The organism is Enterobacter sp. 186315, from assembly GCF_053290175.1.
This window is the reverse complement of sequence record NZ_JBPTTK010000023.1, coordinates 1-22,112: the sequence shown is the minus strand read 5'-3', so window position 1 is coordinate 22,112 and position 22,112 is coordinate 1. Positions and strand designations below refer to the sequence as shown.

Genomic DNA, 22,112 nt, shown 5'->3' with positions numbered 1-22,112 from the left:
AACAAAAAATATACAATTTTGTTATATTGCGTTAGCTATCACGTTTTAAAAATCAGGGCATAAAGTGGCCCTGCAAGCGGTAGCGATTTCCGGGAAACAGCAGTCTCGCCTGCGACACGATGTGTGACGAAGACCAGGTGCGGCGGCGGATCAGCAGGCAGGGTTCATGCTCTTTGATACGCAGCAGTTCGCACTCGTGCGGCGTGGCGCAAATAGCCTCCACGATGTGCTCCCCTTCCGTCAGCGGGGCGATCTGCGACAGATAGGCGTGCGCTGTGGTTCGGGTGTAATCCTGAAGAAGATAATCCGGCACGCGCTCCGCGTTGACGCAGCGGTCTTCAATCTGCACCGGGATGTCGTTTTCAAAATGGACCATCACCGAATGGAAAATGCGCGTCCCCTCTTTCACGGCCAGCTCCAGCGCCTGCTCCGCGCTGGCCTGAGTCTCCTCCAGCACCAGCACCTCACAGCGGTGATGATGATGCCGCGCGGCAATTTCGTCGGCGATGCTGCGGATTTCAAACAGCGCCGACTGGCCTTTTGGCTCGGCAACGAAGGTGCCAACCCCTTGCAGACGCACCAGCAGCCCCTCGTCGGTCAGCTCGCGCAGGGCGCGGTTAACGGTCATGCGGCTAAACCCAAACTGCGCCACCAGCTCCGCCTCGGAGGGAATACGGTCGTGAGCGCGCCAGTCGCCCGCCGCGATTTTCTCGCTAATCGCCTGTTTCACCTTTTCATAAAAGGGCGCCGGAGGGCTGGGCGCCCGGGGTGAGCGTGAAAACATAGTGACTCCTTAAGGGTGTTATGCCCACCAGTGAGCAATTTGCCAGGCCAGACGCGCGGCGAGTTTCGCCCCCTGTCCATCCCTGTCGTACTGCGGATTAAACTCAACCAGATCTGCCGCCCGCAGCTTTCCACTCCGGCAGATGTGCTCAATCACCGGCAGCAGATCCAGCGCCGGAACGCCCAGCGCCGCCGGTGCCGATACCGCAGGCATTTCACCCGCCGGAAGCACGTCGAGGTCAATGGTCAGATAAACGCTGTCCGCCTGCGCCAGAATCGTCTTCAGTGAGGGTAATGCATCACGCCTGAAAAGAATATCCTCTACCATCAGGACGTTAAGGCGCTGCGCCTCATCCCACAGCGCCTGGGTGTTCGCCGCGCGGCTTACGCCCAAACAGGCGTAGTGAAACTCGCGCGACTGCGCCGCGCAGTAGTGCGCAAGCTGGCGAAACGGCGTGCCCGAGGTAGCGCGCTCGGCCTTACGCAGATCGAGATGCGCGTCGAGGTTAACAATAACGACCCGCTCGCCCGCAAACGCATCCAGCACGGCGCGCCCGTGCGCCCACGCGGTTTCGTGCCCGCCGCCCAGCACCAGCGTGCGCATCCCGGCCTGCTGGCACGTCACCACCGCGTCGCTCAACGCCTGCTGCGCCGCCTCCAGCGCGTCGCCCTCAACGAATATTGATCCCATATCCACCAGCCGCTCGTGCCCCGGATGGCTCGCCATATTCGCCAGCGCTTTGCGCAGCGCGTCGGGGGCTTCTGCCGCACCCAGCCTGCCGTGGTTGCGCTTTACCCCCTCATCGCAGGCAAAGCCTATCAGCGCGATACCTTCGCGCACGGGGGCAAACCTCTCCTGACGGACGATGGTCTGGAAAAGACGCTTTGCGTTGCTGGCCTCCGCGCGGTCGTCACGCCCTTGCCAGATGCCCTCTGCGACAGGACGCCATAGCTTCATACGATTTCTCCACGAAAAACGCGCTGATACAGCGGGTTACGCCCCGGCTCGTACACCATCTCCACCGGATGCGTCGCGTCCCAGACGATAAAATCGGCCACATACCCGGCCTTGAGCTGCCCGTGGGTGTTGCCCCGTCCCAGCGCCTGCGCCGCATGGCGCGTCACGCCAGCCCAGGCCTCTTCCGGCGTCAGGCCAAACTGCACGCAGGCCATGTTCATCGCCAGATGGAGACTGGCAAAGGGGCTGGTGCCGGGGTTGTAATCGGTGGCGACCGCCATCGCGACCCCCTGCTTTCTGAGCAGCGCAACCGGCGGGCGCTGGCGCTCCTGCAAAAAGTAGAACGCACCGGGCAGCAGCACCGCCACGGTATCGTGTTGCGCCATCGCTTCGACCCCGGCTTCGTCGAGATACTCAATGTGATCGGCAGATAATCCGCGGTAACGGCTGACCAGCGCCGCACCGCCCAGATTCGACAGCTGCTCCACGTGCCCTTTGACGGGGATCCCCCGTGCGGCGGCGGCCTGGAACACTTTCTCCGTCTGGGCAGGCGTAAACCCGACGTTCTCGCAAAACGCATCCACCGCCTCGAACAGCCCTTTTTCCCACAGCGCGGGCAGGATCTCGTCGCACACCTTCGCGATATACGCATCCGGATCCTGACGATATTCCGCAGGCACCGCGTGCGCCGCGAGCAGCGTCGGGCTTATTTCAACCGGGTTATCCCGGCCCAGCTGACGCGCGACCTGCAACATCTGCTCTTCTGATTCGGCGTTAAGCCCATAGCCGGATTTAATCTCAATCGTCGTGACCCCTTCATTCATCAGCCGTTGCAGGCGCTGCTGCGCAAGGTGCAGCAGCGTTTCCGGCGTGCTGCCGCGCGTGGCGGTCACGGTGGCGTTGATGCCCCCGCCCTGCGCGCTGATGGTCTGGTAAGAGACGCCGTTTAAACGCTGTTCCCACTCGGCCGCGCGGTCGCCGCCAAAGACCAGATGGGTATGGCAGTCGATCAGCCCCGGCGTAACCAGTTTGCCCTGTAAATCAATGCAGTTGCCATGTTGAGAGGGTACGTCGGAATCGGGAATAATTGCCACAATTGTCCTATTACGGACAACCAGCGCGTGGTGTTCGAGCAGTCCGTAGGGGGCGGGATTTCCAGGATCCATCGTGGCGAATCGCGCGTTACGCCATATCACGTCGTCGGAATGAAGCTGCTGCATGGGCCTTCCACTTGTCATGGGTTGTATAGACATTTATTTTCATCTGCCGACGCCTGTCAACCGCGTGGTGGATAAATGTTATTTATTTGTGATGAATCACCACCCTGCCGCTGGCGGAAAATGCAACTTTTACCCTTTTTATCTTCCCGTTTCGCTCAACTTAGTATAAAAAAGCAGGCTATTTCGTCTATCTACACAAGACTTGCATACCCAGGAGCTTTACCTTGAACATTTCCAGGATTTCCCGTCTGGCGTTAGCACTTGCCTTTGGCGTGACATTATCCGCATGTAGCTCGACCCCGCCGGATCAGCAGCCTTCTGAGCAGGCTGCACCGGGCACGGCATCGCGTCCGATTCTTTCTGCCGATGAAGCGAAAAACTTCGTCAAGGCAAACTACTTCACCGCGATGGATCCCAACGCCGCGCCGTGGACCCCTTCTTCTATTAATTTACCAAAACAGCCTGACTTCGTTGTCGGCCCGGCAGGTGCGCAGGGCGTAACCCACACCTCAATTCAGGCGGCGGTGGATGCAGCCATCACTAAGCACAGCGCATCGCGTCAGTACATTGCGATCCTGCCTGGCGAATATGAAGGTACCGTGTACGTGCCCGCCGCACCGGGCAGCATTACCCTGTACGGTACAGGCGAAAAAGCGATCGACGTGAAGATTGGTCTGGCGATCGATTCCGAAATCGACGGCAACACCTGGCGTCATCTGGTCAACCCGGCCGGGAAATACATGCCGGGCAAACCGGCCTGGTATATGTTTGATAACTGCCAGAGCAAGCGCACCGCGACCGTGGGCGTGATGTGCTCTGCGGTATTCTGGTCGCAGAATAACGGCTTGCAGCTGCAAAACCTGACCATTCAGAACACCCTGGGTGACAGCGTGGATGCAGGTACGCATCAGGCCGTGGCGCTGCGCAGCGATGGCGATCGCGTTCAGCTGAACAACGTCAACATTCTGGGCCGTCAGAACACCTTCTTCGTGACCAACAGCGGCGTGCAAAACACTCTGCAAAACAACCGTCTGACCCGCACGCTGGTGACTAACAGCTACGTTGAAGGCGATGTGGATCTCGTTTCCGGTCGCGGCGCGGTGGTGTTTGATAACACCGAGTTCCGCGTGGTGAACTCCCGCACGCAGCAGGAAGGCTACGTGTTTGCCCCTGCCACCCAGTCCAACCTGTATTACGGCTTCCTGGCCGTGAACAGCCGCTTTACCGCCGCCGGTGAAGGCGTAGCGCAGCTGGGTCGTTCGCTGGATGTTGATGCCAACACCAACGGTCAGGTTGTGATTCGTGACAGCGTGATCAACGAAGGCTTCAACATGGCGAAGCCGTGGGCTGACGCCGCTATCTCTAAACGTCCATTCTCCGGCAACACCGGCACCGTGGATGATAAAGGTAACGTACAGCGCAACCTGAACGACGCTAACTTCAACCGCATGTGGGAATACAACAACCGCGGCGTGGGTAGCAAAGTGGTGGCTGAGCCTAAGCAGTAATCTGTGGGTCCCGGGTGGCGGCTTCGCCTTACCCGGCCTACGGATATAAAAAAACCTCGCATTGGCGAGGTTTTTTGTTTTAAGCCGCTTAGTGCGCGTTAACCACCACCCACATTGGCCCCTGGCCGACGGCGTAACGTCCTTTCTCTTCCAGCAGCCCCTGCACGCCTTTGATTTCATACAGCGCGATGTGGTGAGATTTCTGCCCCGCCGCAATCAGGTATTTTCCGCTGTGATCGACGTTAAAGCCGCGCGGCTGGGTTTCGGTCGGCTGGAAGCCTTCGATCGCCAGCACGCTGCCGTCTTCAGACACGCTGAACACGGTGATCAGGCTTGAGGTGCGATCGCAGGCGTACAGATGACGACCGTCCGGGGTAATGTGAATGTCCGCCGCCCAGCGGGTGTCGGAGAAATCAGACGGCATCATGTCCAGGGTCTGGATGCACTCGATCTGACCGTTCGGATCCTTCAGCTCCCACACGTCCACGGAGCTGTTCAGCTCGTTCACCACGTAGGCGTACTGCTGGTTTGGATGGAACACCATATGGCGCGGGCCAGCGCCCTCAACGGTGGTCACTTCCGCCGGGGTTTGCGCCACCAGATGACCGTCGTCGCTCAGGGTGAACAGGCAGATACGATCCTGCTTCAGCGCAGGCACCCACAGGGTGCGGTTGTCCGGGGTGATGTTGGCGGAGTGGCAGCCTTCCAGTCCTTCAACCACCTCGACGGTTTCAACCGGAATGCCATCGTCCAGGCGCGTCACGCTCACGCAGCCTGCGTTATAAGAGCCGCTGAAGATGAATTTACCGTGGCGATCGGTGGAGATATGGGTCGGGCTGCCCGGCAGCGGCGCCTCGGCGGTATAGGTCAGCGCGCCATCATCCGGGGAGATACGGTACGCCAGCACGCGAAATTCCGGGCGCACGCCAACATAGAGAAAACGTTTATCCGGGCTGATGGTCATTGGCTGGACTTGCCCCGGAACATCAACAACCTGAACCAGCGTGAGTGAGCCTTCTGCATTTAAACGCCAGACATGGATCTGCTGACTTTCAGGACTGGCGGTATAAACGGTTTGTTTCATGAATACTCCTTTCCTCACTGCGCGTGAAAGTGATTATTTTTAACGGTGAATGCTGAATTCTAGTCTGGAATGTTGCAGCGGTCTTCTCTCGGTGTACCATCCCGTAAGACCTTAAATTCAACATTAACCCGGAAGACCAAATGACCTCGCGTGTGATTGCACTGGATTTAGACGGAACACTGCTTACCCCTCAAAAAACCCTGCTGCCCTCTTCCCTCGATGCGCTGAAACGCGCCAAAGAAGCGGGATATCAACTCCTCATCGTAACGGGTCGACATCACGTTGCCATTCATCCTTTTTATCAGGCACTGGCGTTAGATACACCTGCAATTTGTTGTAATGGCACCTATTTGTATGATTATCAAGCAAAAAAGGTTTTAGAATCCGATCCGCTACCCGCTGAACAGGCGCTGCAACTGATCGACCTGCTGGATGAACATGCCATTCACGGCCTGATGTATGTGGATAACGCGATGGTCTACGAGCGCCCGACCGGGCACGTTATCCGCACCAGCAACTGGGCGTTATCCCTGCCTGAAGCGCAGCGTCCGGTCTTTACTCAGGTGCCTTCCCTGCGCCAGGCGGCACAGGAGGTTGAGGCTATCTGGAAATTCGCCCTGACGGACGAAGACACCACCCGGCTGAACGCGTTTGCCAAACACGTTGAACAGACGCTGGGGCTGGAGTGCGAATGGTCCTGGCACGATCAGGTGGATATTGCCCGTAAAGGCAACAGCAAAGGCAAACGCCTGACCCGGTACGTGGAGTCTCAGGGCTGGTCGATGCAGGACGTGATTGCCTTCGGCGATAACTATAACGATATCAGTATGCTGGAAGCCGCAGGCACCGGCGTGGCGATGGGCAACGCCGATGACGCGGTGAAAGCGCGCGCCAACGTGGTGATTGGTGATAACACTACCGACAGCATCGCGCAGTACCTCTACACCCACCTGCTGTGATCAGGTGGTAATCGAGACACTCTTGATTTGCGCGTAAAGCCACAGGCCAGGTTTGATCCCCAGTTCATCTCTGGCCCACGGGCTGATGCGCGCCCACAGCGTCTTGCTGCCCACCTCGAGCTTCACTTCCACCTGCCCGTTATCGTCAAAACACTCGGCGACTTTGGCGCGCAGAATATTTCGTATGCTGGTTTGCAGCGGCGGTTGCAGCACCAGAGAGACATCCGACGCCTGAATACGAATGCGCAGCGCCGACTGTAGCGGCCTGTCGATTTTATTGACCCACAGGTGCTGATCGCCGAGCGCCAGCGCGGTCATGGCGTAGTGCGGATGGTGCTCCAGCACGCTGACCTTCAGAATGCTGCTCTGCTGCTCCTGCGGCAGCCACGGGTGCATCACGCTGCTGCCCCACACCTCTTCCAGATTGCCGAAGGCTTTAACGCTGCCGTTTTCCAGCACCAGCACCTTGTCGGCAAGATGCAGAATTTCATCCAGCGAGTGGCTGACGTAGAGCATCGGAATGTTGATTTCACGGGCGAGGCGTTGCAGATAGGGCAGCAGTTCGCGCTTGCGGGGGATATCCAGCGAGGCCAGCGGCTCGTCGAGCAGCAGCAGCTCCGGCGCGGTGAGCAGCGCCCGGCCAATGGCAACGCGCTGCTTTTCCCCGCCGGAAAGCGATGAGGGAAGACGGTCGAGCAGTTGGCCGATCCCGAGCAGCTCCACCAGCTTATCGAACTGCACGGCCATGCTTTTCGCCATGCCGTAGCGCAGATTGCCGCGCACGCTGTAGTGCGGGAACAGGCGAGCGTCCTGGAACACGTAGCCAATGCGGCGCTTGTCCGGCGACAGGTAAATTTTATTTTCCACGTCGTTTAAGACGCGGTTATTCAGCACGATGCGCCCGGACTGGGGACGCGTCAGGCCGCTGATGGCGTTAATCAGCGAGGTTTTTCCCGCGCCCGATACGCCAAAAATGGCGGTGATCCCGCTCGCGGGCAGGGTTTCGTTCAGCGTCAGGCAGTGGTTGCCGAGCGTCTGGGTGAAGTTAAGCTCCAGCATCTTATTTCCCCATCCGTTCACGGCTCAGGCGCGCCAGCCATTCCGATACCAGCAGTGAAGCCAGCGCCAGCACGATCGAGATAATGCATAAACGCGCCGCCGCGCCCTCTCCGCCCGGCGTCTGGATCAGGGTGTACATCGCCGAGGGAATGGTGCGCGTTTCGCCGGGAATGTTAGACACAAAGGTGATGGTCGCCCCGAATTCCCCGAGCGAGCGGGCAAAGGCCAGCACCGTACCGACGATAATACCGGGCAGGGTCAGGGGCAGCGTAATGGTGAAGAAGACGCGCCAGCGCCCGGCCCCGAGGGTGCGCGCCGCCTGTTCGAGTTTGATATCGACCCCTTCCAGCGCCAGGCGGATCGCCCTCACCATCAGCGGGAAGGACATTACCGCCGCCGCCAGCACCGCGCCGCGCCAGCTAAAGGCGAAGGTCAGGCCAAACCAGTCGTAGAGCCATTCGCCGATAAAACCGCGTCGGCCCATCGCAATCAGCAACAGGTAGCCCACCACGACGGGCGGTAAGACGAGAGGAAGATGAAGAACGCTGTCAAGCAGGGCTTTGCCCGGAAACCGGCAGCGAACCAGTAACCAGGCAAAGAAGATCCCAAAAGGCAAACTTAACGCGACTGCCAGGGAAGAGACTTTCAGGCTCAGCAGCACGGCCTGCCATTCAGGATCGGTCAATATCATTCGTGAGTCGTAAATCCGTAACGTTTAAAGATTGCAGACGCTTCCGGCCCCTTCAGATAGTCGCTGAAGGCCGTCACGGTCGCATTTTTATGTCCATCAACAATCGCAACAGGATATTCCACTTTCTTGTGGGAGTCTTCCGGGAAGGTCCCTACCACCTTCACGCCTTTGCTCGCCACGGCGTCAGAGCCGTACACGATCCCCAGCGGCGCTTCGTTACGCTCTACCAGCGCCAGCGCGCCGCGAACGTCTTCAGCCGGGGCCAGCTTCGGCGACAGCGTATTCCACGCCCCCAGCTTTTGCAGCGCCTCTTTGGCGTAAATGCCCGCAGGCACGTGCTCAGGATCGCCCACCGCCAGACGGCCACCGTTCAGCAGGCGGGTCCAGTTTGTCTCTTTGTTGATGGTAATGTCGCCCTGCGCGCTGGCTTTTGGCGCAACTACCACCAGGCTATTCCCCAGCAGCGTTTCGCGGGTTGCCGTGTCGATAGACTTTTTCTCCGCCGCGTAATCCATCCACTTCTGATCGGCAGAAATAAACAGGTCAGCCGGCGCGCCCGCTTCAATCTGGCGAGCCAGCGTCGACGAAGAGGCAAACGAGGAAACAACATCGACGTTTTTCTCTTTCTTATACGCCGCCGCAATATCCTGCATCGCGTTGGTCAGCGACGCCGCCGCAAAGACCGTGATTTTCCCCTCGTCTGCCAGCGCGTTGCCCGCGAGAGAGAGCGTCAGCGTTGCCCCTGCGAAAAGGCGTATCCAGTTACGTGCCATTTTTTAGCTCCTGTGCATACCGTTATATACTTATAAATATAACGACAACCGCAGGGATATCCTAGCGTTAAATCGTACCGATTAGGGAGTAAAGCTACCTGGTGGTGTAAATGATATCGGCGGGAGAGACAAAAACTTGAGAGCAAAACGCCCGGACGAGCCGGGCGTTTTGTAGGGAATCAATGCTGCTTTTTAGGCTGGTCTTTATGACCGATGTTCGAAAATACGTTGAACACTTCACCCAGGCCGTAGATTGCACCGAGGATGATTGCCATCACTACTGGTACCATGATCACGGCGAATACCAGACTTTTCAACAACTCTAACATGGTTTTCTCCAGACATTGTGAACGAACCATTCTACCCTGAAAAGTGAGAAAAACATCCCCTTTTGTGCGGTGGACTTTGCCCGCTGCGGCATTTGGTTCACAATACGCTTTTTGCCAGGACACTGTTATGCAGGCCGAAATTCTCCTCACATTACGACTTCAGCAGAAGCTTTTCGCCGATCCGCGACGTATCGCCCTGCTTAAACAAATAGAGCAAACCGGCTCAATTAGCCAGGGGGCGAAAAACGCGGGCATTAGCTACAAAAGTGCCTGGGATGCCATCAATGACATGAATACATTGAGCGAGCAGACGATTGTCGACCGCGCCACGGGCGGTAAAGGCGGCGGCGGCGCGGCGTTGACCCGCTACGGCCAGCGCCTGATCCAGCTTTACGACCTGCTGGGCACCATCCAGCAAAAAGCCTTTGACGTGCTGAGCGACGACGACAACCTGCCGCTGGACAGCCTGCTGGCCGCCATCTCTCGTTTTTCCCTGCAAACCAGCGCCCGCAATCAGTGGTTCGGCACCGTGACCGCGCGCGATAATTCGCAGGTGCAGCAGCATATCGACATTCTGCTTGCCGATGGCACCACCCGCCTGAAGGCCGCCATCACCGCGCAAAGCGGGCAGCGTCTGGGGCTGGACGAAGGCAAAGAGGTGCTGATCCTCCTGAAGGCGCCGTGGGTAAACATCACGCGCGATCCGGCGCAGGCGAGCGACGCGGACAACCAGCTGCACGGAGCCATCAGCCACATTGAGCGCGGTGAAGAGCAGTGCGAAGTGCTCATGACCCTGCCGGACGGCCAGATGCTTTGCGCCACGGTGCCGGTGGCAGACGCCGGAGATTTAGAAGAAGGTGCTGAAGTGACCGCATATTTTAACGCTGACCGGGTAATTATCGCCACATTGTGCTGAGTGCATTGACAATCGTTTCGACAGTGGGTATCCCTGACGCATATTGCTGCAAAAAATGGGATAAATCATGTCATCATTGCATATTTCGCAAGGCACGTTTCGTCTTAGCGATACCCGAACGCTGACCCTGCCTGATTTAACGTTACGCGCGGGTGAAAGCTGGGCCTTCGTCGGCACCAACGGCAGCGGGAAATCCGCGCTGGCTCGCGCGCTGGCAGGCGAGCTTACGCAGCTGAAGGGCGAGCGCCAGTGCGATTTCACCCGTCTTACCCGCCTCTCGTTTGAGCAGCTGCAAAAGCTGGTCAGCGACGAGTGGCAGCGTAACAACACCGATCTGCTCAGTCCTGGAGAAGAAGATACCGGCCGCACCACGGCGGAAATTATTCAGGATGAGGTCAGCGACAGCGCCCGCTGTCGGCGGCTGGCGGAACAGTTCGGCATTTCCCACCTGCTGGACAGGCGCTTTAAATACCTCTCTACCGGCGAAACGCGCAAAACCCTGCTGTGCCAGGCGCTGATGAGCGAGCCGGAGCTGCTGATCCTGGATGAACCCTTCGACGGGCTGGACGTGCAGTCCCGCGCCCAGCTGGCGGCGCTGCTCGGCACGCTGAATCAGCAGGGTTACACCATCGTGCTGGTGCTCAATCGCTTTGACGAGATCCCGGACTTCGTGCAAAACGCGGGGGTGCTGGCAGATTGCAGCCTGACGGAAACCGGCGAAAAGGCGGCCCTGCTCAACCAGGCGCTGATTGCCCAGCTCGCGCACAGCGAAAAGCTCGACGGCATCGCCCTGCCGGAGCCAGATGCGCCTTCCGCCCGCCACGGGCTTGATCCGCAGCAGCCGCGCATCGTGCTGCATAACGGCGTGGTCTCCTATAACGATCGCCCGATCCTTAATCAGCTAAGCTGGACGGTTAATCCCGGCGAGCACTGGCAGATTGTCGGCCCGAACGGCGCGGGAAAATCCACCCTGCTGAGCCTGATAACCGGCGATCACCCGCAGGGCTACAGCAACGACTTAACGCTATTTGGCCGCCGTCGCGGCAGCGGTGAAACCATCTGGGATATCAAAAAGCACATCGGGTACGTCAGCAGCAGCCTGCATCTCGACTACCGGGTGAGCACCACGGTGCGCAACGTGATCCTCTCCGGCTATTTCGACTCCATCGGCATTTATCAGGCGGTATCGGATAAACAGCACAAGCTGGCGCAGCAGTGGCTGGATATTCTGGGGATGGATAGCTGGGTGGCGGACGCGCCGTTTCATAGCCTGTCGTGGGGGCAACAGCGTCTGGCGCTGATCGTGCGCGCGCTGGTCAAGCACCCTACGCTGCTGATTCTCGACGAGCCGTTGCAGGGGCTGGATCCGCTTAACCGCCAGCTGATACGCCGTTTTGTTGATGTGCTGATTGGCGAAGGTGAAACGCAGCTGCTGTTTGTATCCCACCACGCGGAGGACGCCCCCGCCTGCATTACCCACCGTCTGGAATTTATTCCCGACGGCGAGAGCTACGGCTACCTGCTAAGTAAAATCGATTAACTCACCGGGGGCGCTGCCCCCTTTTCAGACAAGCTGCAACATTACAACGCTATCTCTTTGATCTAGAATGGGTGAATCTGTTCAAAAATCGGGTGTCATCATCAGTGTAAACGATTCCACAATTTTATCTCATGTCACACTTTTAACGACTCTGTTATGCTATGGTTAATACATACCATAAGCCCAATGGAGCGAAATATGCGAGTTCTGGTAACAGGTGGTAGCGGTTACATCGGAAGTCATACCTGTGTGCAGCTGCTGCAAAACGGTCATGACGTCATCATCCTCGACAACCTGTGTAATAGTAAGCGCAGCGTGCTGCCCGTCATTGAACGTCTTGGCGGCAAGCAACCGACCTTTATCGAAGGCGACATCCGCAACGAAGCGCTGATGACCGAAATCCTGCACGATCACGCTATCGAAGCCGTGATCCACTTTGCCGGCCTGAAAGCGGTTGGTGAATCGGTCGCAAAACCCCTTGAATACTATGATAACAACGTCACCGGGACGCTGAGCCTGGTGTCCGCCATGCGCGCCGCCAACGTGAAGAACTTCATCTTCAGCTCCTCGGCGACGGTGTACGGCGATCAGCCAAAAATCCCTTACGTTGAAAGTTTCCCGACCGGCACGCCGCAAAGCCCGTACGGCAAAAGCAAGCTGATGGTTGAACAGATCCTGACCGACCTGCAAAAAGCCCAGCCGGAGTGGAGCATCGCCCTGCTGCGCTACTTCAACCCGGTCGGCGCGCACTCTTCCGGTGATATGGGTGAAGATCCGCAGGGCATTCCAAACAACCTGATGCCGTATATCGCGCAGGTGGCCGTGGGCCGTCGCGACTCGCTGGCGATTTTTGGCAACGACTACCCGACCGAAGATGGCACCGGCGTGCGTGACTATATTCACGTCATGGATCTGGCCGACGGCCACGTTGCGGCCATGCAGCAGCTGGCGGGCAAGCCGGGCGTGCATATCTATAACCTCGGCGCAGGCGTTGGCAGCAGCGTGCTGGACGTGGTGAATGCCTTCAGCAAGGCCTGCGGTAAACCGGTGAACTACCACTTCGCGCCGCGTCGCGAGGGCGATCTCCCGGCCTACTGGGCAGATGCAACCAAAGCCGATAAAGAGCTTAACTGGCGTGTCACGCGCACGCTCGATGAAATGGCACAGGATACCTGGCACTGGCAGTCACGCCATCCGCAGGGTTATCCGGATTAAGGATCCGTCATGACGCAATTTAATCCCGTCGATCATCCGCATCGTCGTTTTAACCCGCTTAGCGGGCAATGGATTTTAGTTTCTCCGCATCGCGCCAAGCGCCCCTGGCAGGGGGCGCAAGAGACCCCTGCGAAACAAACGCTTCCGCAGCACGATCCCGACTGCTTCCTCTGTCCGGGCAATACGCGCGTCACCGGTGATAAAAACCCCGATTACACCGGCACCTTCGTTTTTACCAACGATTTTGCCGCGCTGATGACCGACACGCCGGACGCCCCGGAAAGCCGCGACCCCCTGATGCGCTGCGAAAGCGCGCGCGGGACCAGCCGCGTGATCTGCTTCTCGCCGGATCACAGCAAAACGCTGCCGGAGCTGAGCGTCGAGGCGCTGAAAGAGGTGGTCAGCACCTGGCAGACGCAGACCGCCGAGCTGGGTCAGCATTACCCGTGGGTGCAGGTGTTTGAAAACAAAGGCGCGGCGATGGGCTGCTCTAACCCGCACCCGCACGGCCAGATTTGGGCCAACAGCTTCCTGCCGAACGAAGCCGAGCGCGAAGACCGTCTGCAAAAAGACTATTACGCCGGGAACGGCTCGCCGATGCTCGTGGATTACACCCAGCGCGAGCTGGCCGACGGCAGCCGTACCGTGGTCGAAACCGAACACTGGCTAGCGGTTGTCCCCTACTGGGCGGCGTGGCCGTTCGAAACGCTGCTGCTGCCGAAAGCCCACGTTCAGCGCATCACCGATCTGAACGACGCCCAGCGCGACGACCTTGCGCTGGCGCTGAAAAAGCTGACCAGCCGCTACGATAATCTGTTCCAGTGCTCCTTCCCTTACTCAATGGGCTGGCACGGCGCGCCGTTCAACGGCGAAGAGAATCAACACTGGCAGCTGCACGCCCATTTCTACCCACCCCTGCTGCGCTCCGCGACGGTGCGTAAGTTTATGGTGGGCTATGAAATGCTGGCGGAAACCCAGCGTGACCTGACGGCTGAACAGGCAGCAGAGCGCCTGCGCGCCGTTAGCGACGTCCATTACCGCGAATCAGGAGTCTAAAAAATGAGTCTGAAAGATAAAACACAATCCCTGTTTGCTGAAACTTTTGGCTACCCTGCCACCCATGTGATTCAGGCACCAGGCCGCGTTAACCTGATTGGCGAACACACCGACTATAACGACGGCTTCGTGCTGCCCTGCGCGATTGATTATCAGACGGTCATCAGCTGCGCGAAGCGCGACGACCGCACGGTGCGCGTAGTTGCCGCCGACTACGACAATCAGGTCGACGAGTTTTCTCTCGATGCGCCGATTATCGCTCACGATACGCAGCAGTGGTCAAACTACGTGCGCGGGGTGGTGAAGCATCTGCAACAGCGGGATAACAGCTTCGGTGGCGCGGATCTGGTCATCAGCGGCAACGTGCCGCAGGGGGCGGGGTTAAGCTCGTCTGCCTCTCTGGAAGTGGCGGTCGGTACCGTCTTCCAGCAGCTGTATCATCTGCCGCTGGACGGGGCGCAAATCGCGCTTAACGGTCAGGAAGCAGAAAACCAGTTCGTGGGCTGCAACTGCGGCATTATGGATCAGCTGATCTCCGCGCTCGGCAAGAAAGAGCACGCGCTGCTGATCGACTGCCGCACGCTCGGCACCAAAGCGGTTCCCCTGCCGCAAGGCGCGGCGGTCATCATCATCAACAGCAACTTCAAGCGCACCCTTGTAGGCAGCGAGTACAACACCCGCCGCCAGCAGTGCGAAACCGGCGCGCGCTTCTTCCAGCAGCCTGCCCTGCGCGACGTCACGCTCGAAGAATTTAACAAAGTGGCCCACGAGCTTGACCCGGTAGTGGCGAAGCGCGTGCGCCACGTTCTGACGGAAAACGCCCGCACCGTGGAAGCGGCCTCAGCGCTGGCGCAAGGCGACCTGAAACGCATGGGCGAGCTGATGGCAGAATCTCACGCCTCCATGCGCGATGATTTTGAAATTACCGTTTCGCAGATCGATACCCTGGTTGAAATCGTGAAAGAGGCCATCGGCGACAAAGGCGGCGTGCGCATGACCGGCGGCGGCTTTGGCGGCTGCGTGGTGGCGCTGGTACCGGAGGCGTTAGTTCCCGTCGTACAGGACGCGGTGGCGAAACAGTACGAAGCCAAAACCGGGATCAAAGAAACCTTCTATGTATGTAAAGCATCGCAAGGAGCAGGACAGTGCTAAACGAAACGCCAACCCTCGCACCGGACGGTCTGCCTTATCGCCTGTTAACCCTGCGCAACGGCGCGGGGATGGTGGTGACGGTGATGGACTGGGGCGCAACGTTACTCTCCGCGCGCGTGCCTCTGCCTGACGGCAGCGTGCGTGAAACCTTGCTCGGCTGCGCGTCGCCGGAGCAATACATTAACCAGTCGGCTTTCCTCGGCGCATCGGTTGGCCGTTACGCTAACCGCATTGCTAAAAGCCGCTTTGAGCTGGACGGCGTGAGCTATTCGCTGCTGCCAAGCCAGGGCGAAAACCAGCTGCACGGCGGGCCGGACGGCTTTGATAAGCGCCGCTGGAAAATTGTGCGCCAGAACGACGGCGAAGCGCTGTTTTCCCTGGACTCCCCCGACGGCGATCAGGGATTCCCGGGCAACCTCACGGCCACCGCGCGTTTTACCCTGACCGACGATAACCGTATCGCTATCGAGTATCGCGCAACGGTTGATAAGCCCTGCCCGGTCAACCTGACCAACCACGCCTATTTCAATCTCGACGGCAACCAGTGCGACGTTCGCAACCACAAGCTTCAGATCCTGGCGGATCGCTATCTGCCGGTGGATGAAATGGGGATCCCGTATCAGGGGCTGAAAGCGGTAGACGGCAACAGCTTTGATTTCCGCCAGGCTAAAGCGATTGCGCAGGATTTCCTCAGCGATGACGATCAGCGCAAGGTAAACGGCTACGATCATGCCTTCCTGCTTGAGGCGAAAGGCGACGTGAAACAGCCCGCCGCGCACGTCTGGTCAGCGGATGAAAAGCTGCAAATGACGGTCTACACCACCGCCCCTGCCCTGCAATTCTATTCCGGCAACTTCCTCGGCGGCACCACGGCGCGCGAACATGACGAGTACAGCGACTGGCAGGGTCTGGCGCTGGAAAGCGAGTTCCTGCCCGACAGCCCAAACCACGCCGACTGGCCTCAGCCGGACTGCGTTCTGCATCCGGGTGCGGAGTACGTCAGCGTCACCGAGTATCACTTTATTCCTCGTTAATCTTTAGCCCTCCGTCCGGAGGGCTTTTTTCTGCGCACCTTGCTGAAATTACCGCCGATTGCAGACAAAAACGTAACCCTGAATTCACAAGCACCTTACACTGAGGGACTATTTTCGCTATGGTTATGGTTAAGCGTTGCCGCTGGCAGTCGCACGGCAATATAATGAGAATTGTTATCATTCTAAAATGCTTGAGGAGTAAGAAATGGCTATTACTAAGCTGGTTCTGGTGCGCCACGGCGAAAGCCAGTGGAACAACGAAAACCGCTTCACCGGTTGGTACGACGTTGATCTGTCCGAGAAAGGCGTAAGCGAAGCGAAAGCGGCAGGTAAACTGCTGAAGGAAGAAGGCTTCAGCTTTGATTTTGCTTACACCTCTGTGCTGAAACGTGCCATCCACACCCTGTGGAACGTGCTGGACGAACTGGATCAGGCCTGGCTGCCGGTTGAGAAATCCTGGAAACTGAACGAGCGTCACTACGGTGCGCTGCAAGGTCTGAACAAAGCTGAAACTGCTGAAAAATACGGTGACGAGCAGGTTAAACAGTGGCGTCGCGGTTTCGCGGTGACTCCACCAGAGCTGACCAAAGACGACGAGCGCTATCCGGGCCACGATCCGCGTTACGCGAAGCTGACCGATGCAGAGCTGCCGCAGACGGAAAGCCTGGCGCTGACCATCGATCGCGTTGTGCCTTACTGGAACGAAACTATTCTGCCACGCCTGAAAAGCGGCGAGCGCGTCATTATCGCGGCTCACGGTAACTCCCTGCGTGCGCTGGTGAAATACCTGGACAACATGGGCGAAGACGAGATCCTCGAACTGAACATCCCAACCGGCGTGCCGCTGGTGTATGAGTTCGACGAAAACTTCAAGCCAATCAAACATTACTATCTGGGTAACGCTGACGAAATCGCTGCAAAAGCGGCGGCGGTAGCGAACCAGGGTAAAGCGAAGTAATTTTCGCCGGACATAAAAAAAGCGTGGAGCCCTCCACGCTTTTTTATTGTCTGAACCAGAGTTAGCCGCGACGCGCTTTTACCGCATTCGCCAGCTGACGCAGGATGGTGTCGGTGTCTTCCCAGCCGATGCAGGCGTCGGTCACGCTCTTACCGTAAACCAGCGGCTCGCTGCCTTCCAGGTTCTGATTGCCTTCAACCAGATGGCTTTCGATCATCACGCCGATCACCGCGTTCTCACCGTTCGCAATCTGCTGACACACGTCCGCACCCACTTCCATCTGCTTCTTAAACTGCTTGCTGGAGTTGGCGTGGCTGAAGTCGATCATCACCTGCGGGGCCAGACCGGCTTTTTCCAGACCGGCTTTCACTTCTGCCACGTGTTTTGCGCTGTAGTTCGGCTCTTTACCGCCGCGCAGAATGATATGGCAGTCGCCATTTCCGCTGGTGTTAACAATGGCGGAGTGGCCCCATTTGGTCACGGACAGGAAGCAGTGCGGCGCCCCTGCGGCGTTAATCGCGTCGATAGCCACCTTAATGGTGCCGTCGGTACCGTTTTTGAACCCGACCGGGCAGGAAAGACCGGACGCCAGCTCGCGGTGAACCTGAGATTCCGTGGTGCGCGCACCGATCGCGCCCCAGCTCATCAGGTCCGCCAGATACTGTGGGGTGATCATATCCAGAAACTCACCGGCAGCCGGCAGGCCGCTGTCGTTAATTTCCAGCAGCAGCTTACGCGCGATGCGCAGGCCGTCGTTAATCTGGAAGCTGTTGTCCATGTGCGGATCGTTAATCAGCCCTTTCCAGCCCACGGTGGTGCGCGGTTTTTCAAAGTAAACGCGCATCACGATCTCCAGCTCGCCTTTCAGCTCTTCACGCAGGGTGATGAGGCGCGCCGCGTACTCTTTTGCCGCAGCGGGATCGTGAATAGAGCATGGGCCAATGACGACGAGCAGACGATCGTCATTGCCTTTGAGGATCTTGTGGATCGCTTTACGGGCATGAGAAACGGTATTTGCAGCGTTTTCAGTGGCGGGGAATTTTTCAAGGAGTGCTACTGGCGGTAATAACTCATTGATCTCTTTAATGCGTAAATCGTCGTTCTGATAATTCATCTTCGTTCCGGCCTTGCCATATCTTTAGTAGTGAAAGCAATCCCTTCAATCTATCTGCTCGGCCCCGAAGTGTAAACAGGCATTTACACTTCGGGCAGATAATTCCTGGAATTCGACTAAAAAACGCCACAAAATAGCGAAAAATGAGATCTGGCCTAAGCTTTTTAACTGTAACAGCTAACTTTTTTTCGTTAAACACGATTCCATGCTGGCATAAGTCAGTATGCCGGGATCTTTCGCCTTTATATGAGATGCACTGTTGGAATGTTATCCAGCGCAATGACAATAACAGGAGCAGCATGATGAAAATGACGAAACTGGCAACTCTCTTCCTTACGGCTTCCCTGACTCTGGCAAGCGGCAGCGTATTCGCCGCAGATACGAGCGGTTCAGACAGCAACGGCGATGCGAATGCGGCAGCGGCGGCAGGTCAGCCAGCCCCTGATGCGAAACAGAACATCGCGCCAAACGGCGTTGATAACAGCCAAATCAACACCGGTAATACCAATACTGGCGGCACCAGCGGTACTATGCTGCATCAAAACGGTACCAGCTCTGACAGCATGAACCATGACGGTATGACTACCGACGAAGTTCATAAAAATTCAATGTGTAAAGACGGCAAGTGTCCTGATACCAACGACAAAGTCGGTAAAGACGCGGATACCAAAACCGACGGCACTACTCAGTAATAGCCTGTTGGGGTTGAATGATGAGGAGAGCTTCGGCTCTCCTTTCTTTTTTGTGCAAAATATTAAAAAATCTACACTCAAAATAATAACGAATCAGGAAAGAGACTATGGCGCACTCCCACTCGCACACCGACGGCAATGACAACGCCAAACGGCTGAGGCTCGCATTTGGCGTAACGGCCACCTTTATGGTGATTGAGGTAATCGGCGGGCTGGTTTCCGGGTCGCTGGCGCTGCTGGCCGACGCCGGGCATATGCTCACCGACGCCGCCGCCCTGCTCTTTGCGCTGCTGGCGGTTCAGTTTGCCCGCCGCCCGCCTAACGCCCGGCATACGTTTGGCTGGCTCAGGCTCACCACCCTCGCCGCGTTCGTGAACGCCATTGCCCTGGTAGTGATCACTATTCTTATCGTCTGGGAAGCCGTTCAGCGTTTCCGCCACCCGCAGCCCGTCGCGGGCGCGACGATGATGGTGATTGCCGTGGCCGGCCTGCTGGCGAATATTCTGGCGTTCTGGATTTTGCACCGGGGCAGCGGTGAGAAGAACCTTAACGTGCGGGCTGCGGCGCTGCACGTGCTGGGCGATCTGCTTGGCTCGGTCGGCGCGATTGCGGCGGCGCTGGTGATCCTCTATACCGGCTGGACGCCAATCGATCCTATTTTATCGGTTCTGGTCTCTTGCCTGGTGCTGCGCAGCGCGTGGCAGCTGTTGAAGGAGAGCGTAAACGAACTGCTGGAAGGAGCCCCGGCTTCGCTGGATATTTCGGCGCTTAAGCGCAATCTTTGCCGCTCAATCCCCGAGGTGCGCAATGTACACCACGTTCACGTCTGGCAGGTGGGCGAAAAGCCGATCATGACGCTGCACGTACAGGTGATCCCGCCTCACGACCATGACGCCTTGCTGGAACGTATTCAGCACTTTCTTGAACATCACTACGAGATTGCCCACTCGACCATTCAGATGGAGTACCAGGCCTGTAACGGCGCGGACTGCCGCCTGAACGAGGGGCAGTCCGACCATTCACATCATCACCATCATTAACGGGAAAGCGCGCGGGAGCCACGCTCACGCGCGCTGTTAATCCACATGCGGCTACCGTTAAGAGCAATAAAGGTCAGCAGCAGATATTCGAGCGACATGGCGTAAACGCCCTGGAGCGCGAAAATCACCACGCTAATCACGTTGATGATGACCCACAGCAGCCAGTTTTCCACGTACTTACGCGTCATCAGGATCATCGCCGCAATCGACAGCACCATCATGCAGGAATCCCAGAACGGGAAGGCGTCAGGCTGGAGTTCCGGCATGGTGACATTCAGCCCAAGCGCAGACATCACCGACACGGCGATACGCGTCAGGAAGGCAAACACAGGGTTGATAAAGACGGTCATGAAACCGATGGCAACCACGCACGCCGCGAGCCAGGCGATGGCTTTAGGCAGCGGCAGCCAGCGGATTTGCAGCTCGGCCTCCTGCTGGCTGTTTTGCCGCGACCAGGCGTACCAGCCGTAAATATTCGCCGCAAAGAAGAACAGCTGAAGCAACAGGCTTGCGTAGAGCTGGATCTGAAAGAAGATAATCGCAAAGAGGGTTACGTTAATCAGCCCGAACGCGTAGTTGCTGATCTTCTCAAGGCTTGCCAGCCAGATACAGAGCAGCCCCGCCAGGGTGCCAATAGCCTCAATCCATGACAGGTCGTAGCCACCTGCGCCAATCGGTATATGAACCAGAATGTTCTGCGTGCTAAAAAAATCCATCTTTTCCCCAGAGCGTTATGAATTAAGTACGTAGTGTAGCCGCAAAATCCAGCATACGGTTAAGAGGAATTAAGGCTCCCTCACGCAGCGCGGCATCGACGTGGATCTCGTGCGCCGCGCCGCCTGTTTCTAACCCTTCTGCGATCGCCTTCAGGCCGTTCATCGCCATCCACGGACAGTGCGCGCAGCTGCGGCAGGTTGCCCCCTCGCCCGCGGTTGGCGCTTCCAGCAGCTCTTTGCCAGGCACCGCCTGCTGCATCTTATAGAAGATACCGCGATCGGTCGCCACGATGAGCTGCTTGTGGGGAAGCGTTTTCGCAGCGTTAATCAGCTGGCTGGTTGAGCCCACGGCATCGGCCATATCAACGATAGCCTGCGGAGACTCCGGGTGAACGAGGACCGCCGCCTGCGGATAGAGCGCTTTCATCCGCGCCAGCGCCTGGGTTTTAAACTCATCGTGGACGATGCACGCTCCCTGCCAGCAGAGAACGTCAGCGCCGGTTTGCTTCTGGACGTAGTTCCCCAGATGACGGTCCGGCGCCCAGATGATTTTCTCGCCCAGGCTATCGAGGTGCTCAATCAGCTCCACCGCAATGCTGGAGGTGACGACCCAGTCCGCGCGCGCTTTCACCGCCGCCGAGGTATTGGCATAAACCACCACCGTGCGGTCAGGGTGGGCGTCGCAGAAGGCGCTGAATGCGTCAATCGGGCAGCCGAGGTCTAGCGAACATTCGGCGTTCAGCGTCGGCATCAGGATCGTTTTTTCCGGGCTTAAAATTTTTGCGGTTTCACCCATAAAGCGCACGCCCGCCACCAGCAGCGTGGAGGCAGAATGTTTCGCGCCAAAACGCGCCATTTCGAGAGAGTCAGAAATGCACCCGCCGGTCTCTTCCGCCAGCTGCTGAATTTCCGGATCGGTGTAGTAATGGGCCACCATCACCGCGTCGCGCTCTTTTAAAAGACGTTTGATTTTCTCTTTGTAGAATTGCTTTTCATCCAGGCTCAGAGGCGCTGGCTTGGGCGGGAAGGGATAGATTGCGGCTTCAGGCTCGAACATCACGCTCATTATGGCATCTCGTTTTACTGGCTTAACAATTTTGCCTTTGATTTGACCAGCATGGCGAAACCGACGGCAAATGTGTTTTGTATACTAAACAAGATAGCGAATATCAGCAGAAATGTCACCGGAAATAGAAGCATGAGGCATTTGTCGGGTGGCGGCGTTGCCTTACCCGACCTACAAGGTAAAATTCAGGAATGGCAGATAGCAAAAAAGCGCCTTTAGGGCGCTTTTTTACATTGGTGGGTCGTGCAG

22 protein-coding genes are annotated in these 22,112 nt (G+C 57.7%); 11 read left to right on the top strand and 11 right to left on the bottom strand.

Features of this window, described 5'->3' with window-relative positions:
• Positions 1 to 52: 52 nt before the first annotated feature.
• The 3 genes from ACSVHP_RS19565 to hutI are packed head-to-tail and all read right to left on the bottom strand — an operon-like array spanning position 53 to position 2,961.
• Positions 53 to 784: a histidine utilization repressor gene (locus tag ACSVHP_RS19565; protein WP_417316448.1), complete on the bottom strand. Its 732-nt coding sequence runs from the start codon at positions 782 to 784 to the stop codon at positions 53 to 55.
• Positions 785 to 802: 18 nt separating this feature from the next.
• Complete coding sequence (gene hutG, locus ACSVHP_RS19560) at positions 803 to 1,741, bottom strand: formimidoylglutamase (protein ID WP_447552769.1); 939 nt, start codon at positions 1,739 to 1,741, stop codon at positions 803 to 805.
• The gene (gene hutI, locus ACSVHP_RS19555) at positions 1,738 to 2,961 is read right to left on the bottom strand and encodes an imidazolonepropionase (protein ID WP_447552768.1); all 1,224 of its coding nucleotides are present in this window, start codon (positions 2,959 to 2,961) and stop codon (positions 1,738 to 1,740) included. The genes hutG and hutI overlap by 4 nt, the downstream gene beginning before the upstream one ends.
• Before the next feature lie 224 nt (positions 2,962 to 3,185).
• Between hutI and ACSVHP_RS19550 the strand changes: the two genes are divergently transcribed.
• Positions 3,186 to 4,469, top strand: a complete 1,284-nt coding sequence (locus ACSVHP_RS19550) for a putative acyl-CoA thioester hydrolase (RefSeq protein ID WP_417316454.1) — start codon at positions 3,186 to 3,188, stop codon at positions 4,467 to 4,469.
• Between the two features lie 88 nt (positions 4,470 to 4,557).
• On the opposite strand, the gene pgl is transcribed toward ACSVHP_RS19550, so the two are convergent.
• Positions 4,558 to 5,553, bottom strand: coding sequence for a 6-phosphogluconolactonase (gene pgl / locus ACSVHP_RS19545; protein ID WP_447552767.1), 996 nt, complete (start codon positions 5,551 to 5,553; stop codon positions 4,558 to 4,560).
• Between the two features lie 140 nt (positions 5,554 to 5,693).
• On the opposite strand from pgl, the gene ACSVHP_RS19540 reads away from it, so the two are divergent.
• Positions 5,694 to 6,512, top strand: coding sequence for a pyridoxal phosphatase (locus ACSVHP_RS19540; RefSeq protein ID WP_447552766.1), 819 nt, complete (start codon positions 5,694 to 5,696; stop codon positions 6,510 to 6,512).
• Here ACSVHP_RS19540 and modC read toward each other — a convergent pair whose 3' ends face one another.
• From modC to ACSVHP_RS19520, 4 genes are all read right to left on the bottom strand, one after another.
• Positions 6,513 to 7,571 (bottom strand): molybdenum ABC transporter ATP-binding protein ModC, encoded by a 1,059-nt coding sequence (modC, locus tag ACSVHP_RS19535; RefSeq protein ID WP_417316457.1) that lies wholly within the window; start codon positions 7,569 to 7,571, stop codon positions 6,513 to 6,515. It lies immediately after the preceding gene.
• A 1-nt stretch (position 7,572) separates the two neighbouring features.
• Entirely contained in the window at positions 7,573 to 8,262 is a 690-nt protein-coding gene (gene modB / locus ACSVHP_RS19530; RefSeq protein WP_234676436.1) for a molybdate ABC transporter permease subunit, read from the bottom strand.
• Positions 8,259 to 9,035 (bottom strand): molybdate ABC transporter substrate-binding protein, encoded by a 777-nt coding sequence (gene modA, locus ACSVHP_RS19525; protein ID WP_234676438.1) that lies wholly within the window; start codon positions 9,033 to 9,035, stop codon positions 8,259 to 8,261. Before modA ends, modB begins: the two co-directional genes overlap by 4 nt.
• Positions 9,036 to 9,214: 179 nt before the next feature.
• Entirely contained in the window at positions 9,215 to 9,364 is a 150-nt protein-coding gene (locus ACSVHP_RS19520; RefSeq protein ID WP_072241805.1) for an AcrZ family multidrug efflux pump-associated protein, read from the bottom strand.
• Positions 9,365 to 9,491: 127 nt separating this feature from the next.
• Between ACSVHP_RS19520 and modE the strand changes: the two genes are divergently transcribed.
• From modE to gpmA, 7 genes are all read left to right on the top strand, one after another.
• The gene (modE, locus tag ACSVHP_RS19515; protein WP_447552765.1) at positions 9,492 to 10,280 is read left to right on the top strand and encodes a molybdenum-dependent transcriptional regulator; all 789 of its coding nucleotides are present in this window, start codon (positions 9,492 to 9,494) and stop codon (positions 10,278 to 10,280) included.
• 67 nt (positions 10,281 to 10,347) lie between these two features.
• Entirely contained in the window at positions 10,348 to 11,820 is a 1,473-nt protein-coding gene (gene modF / locus ACSVHP_RS19510) for a molybdate ABC transporter ATP-binding protein ModF (RefSeq protein WP_447552764.1), read from the top strand.
• A gap of 198 nt (positions 11,821 to 12,018) precedes the next feature.
• On the top strand, positions 12,019 to 13,035 hold the full coding sequence (galE, locus tag ACSVHP_RS19505; RefSeq protein WP_234676444.1) for a UDP-glucose 4-epimerase GalE: 1,017 nt from the start codon (positions 12,019 to 12,021) through the stop codon (positions 13,033 to 13,035).
• A gap of 9 nt (positions 13,036 to 13,044) precedes the next feature.
• Positions 13,045 to 14,091: a galactose-1-phosphate uridylyltransferase gene (galT, locus tag ACSVHP_RS19500; RefSeq protein ID WP_447552763.1), complete on the top strand. Its 1,047-nt coding sequence runs from the start codon at positions 13,045 to 13,047 to the stop codon at positions 14,089 to 14,091.
• A 3-nt stretch (positions 14,092 to 14,094) separates the two neighbouring features.
• Complete coding sequence (galK, locus tag ACSVHP_RS19495) at positions 14,095 to 15,243, top strand: galactokinase (protein WP_234676448.1); 1,149 nt, start codon at positions 14,095 to 14,097, stop codon at positions 15,241 to 15,243.
• The gene (gene galM / locus ACSVHP_RS19490; protein WP_447552762.1) at positions 15,237 to 16,277 is read left to right on the top strand and encodes a galactose-1-epimerase; all 1,041 of its coding nucleotides are present in this window, start codon (positions 15,237 to 15,239) and stop codon (positions 16,275 to 16,277) included. The genes galK and galM overlap by 7 nt, the downstream gene beginning before the upstream one ends.
• A gap of 205 nt (positions 16,278 to 16,482) precedes the next feature.
• Complete coding sequence (gene gpmA, locus ACSVHP_RS19485; protein WP_234676453.1) at positions 16,483 to 17,235, top strand: 2,3-diphosphoglycerate-dependent phosphoglycerate mutase; 753 nt, start codon at positions 16,483 to 16,485, stop codon at positions 17,233 to 17,235.
• Positions 17,236 to 17,296: 61 nt separating this feature from the next.
• Here gpmA and aroG read toward each other — a convergent pair whose 3' ends face one another.
• Positions 17,297 to 18,349: a 3-deoxy-7-phosphoheptulonate synthase AroG gene (gene aroG, locus ACSVHP_RS19480; RefSeq protein ID WP_234676455.1), complete on the bottom strand. Its 1,053-nt coding sequence runs from the start codon at positions 18,347 to 18,349 to the stop codon at positions 17,297 to 17,299.
• Between the two features lie 302 nt (positions 18,350 to 18,651).
• Here aroG and ACSVHP_RS19475 point away from each other — a divergent pair, with 302 nt between their 5' ends.
• Positions 18,652 to 19,041, top strand: coding sequence for a YbgS-like family protein (locus ACSVHP_RS19475; RefSeq protein ID WP_234676457.1), 390 nt, complete (start codon positions 18,652 to 18,654; stop codon positions 19,039 to 19,041).
• A 107-nt stretch (positions 19,042 to 19,148) separates the two neighbouring features.
• Positions 19,149 to 20,081, top strand: coding sequence for a CDF family zinc transporter ZitB (zitB, locus tag ACSVHP_RS19470; RefSeq protein WP_447552761.1), 933 nt, complete (start codon positions 19,149 to 19,151; stop codon positions 20,079 to 20,081).
• On the opposite strand, the gene pnuC is transcribed toward zitB, so the two are convergent.
• The gene (gene pnuC / locus ACSVHP_RS19465) at positions 20,078 to 20,797 is read right to left on the bottom strand and encodes a nicotinamide riboside transporter PnuC (RefSeq protein WP_234676461.1); all 720 of its coding nucleotides are present in this window, start codon (positions 20,795 to 20,797) and stop codon (positions 20,078 to 20,080) included. The genes zitB and pnuC overlap by 4 nt on opposite strands.
• 22 nt (positions 20,798 to 20,819) lie before the next feature.
• Positions 20,820 to 21,863, bottom strand: a complete 1,044-nt coding sequence (gene nadA / locus ACSVHP_RS19460) for a quinolinate synthase NadA (RefSeq protein ID WP_447552760.1) — start codon at positions 21,861 to 21,863, stop codon at positions 20,820 to 20,822.
• Between the last annotated feature and the right edge of the window lie 249 nt (positions 21,864 to 22,112).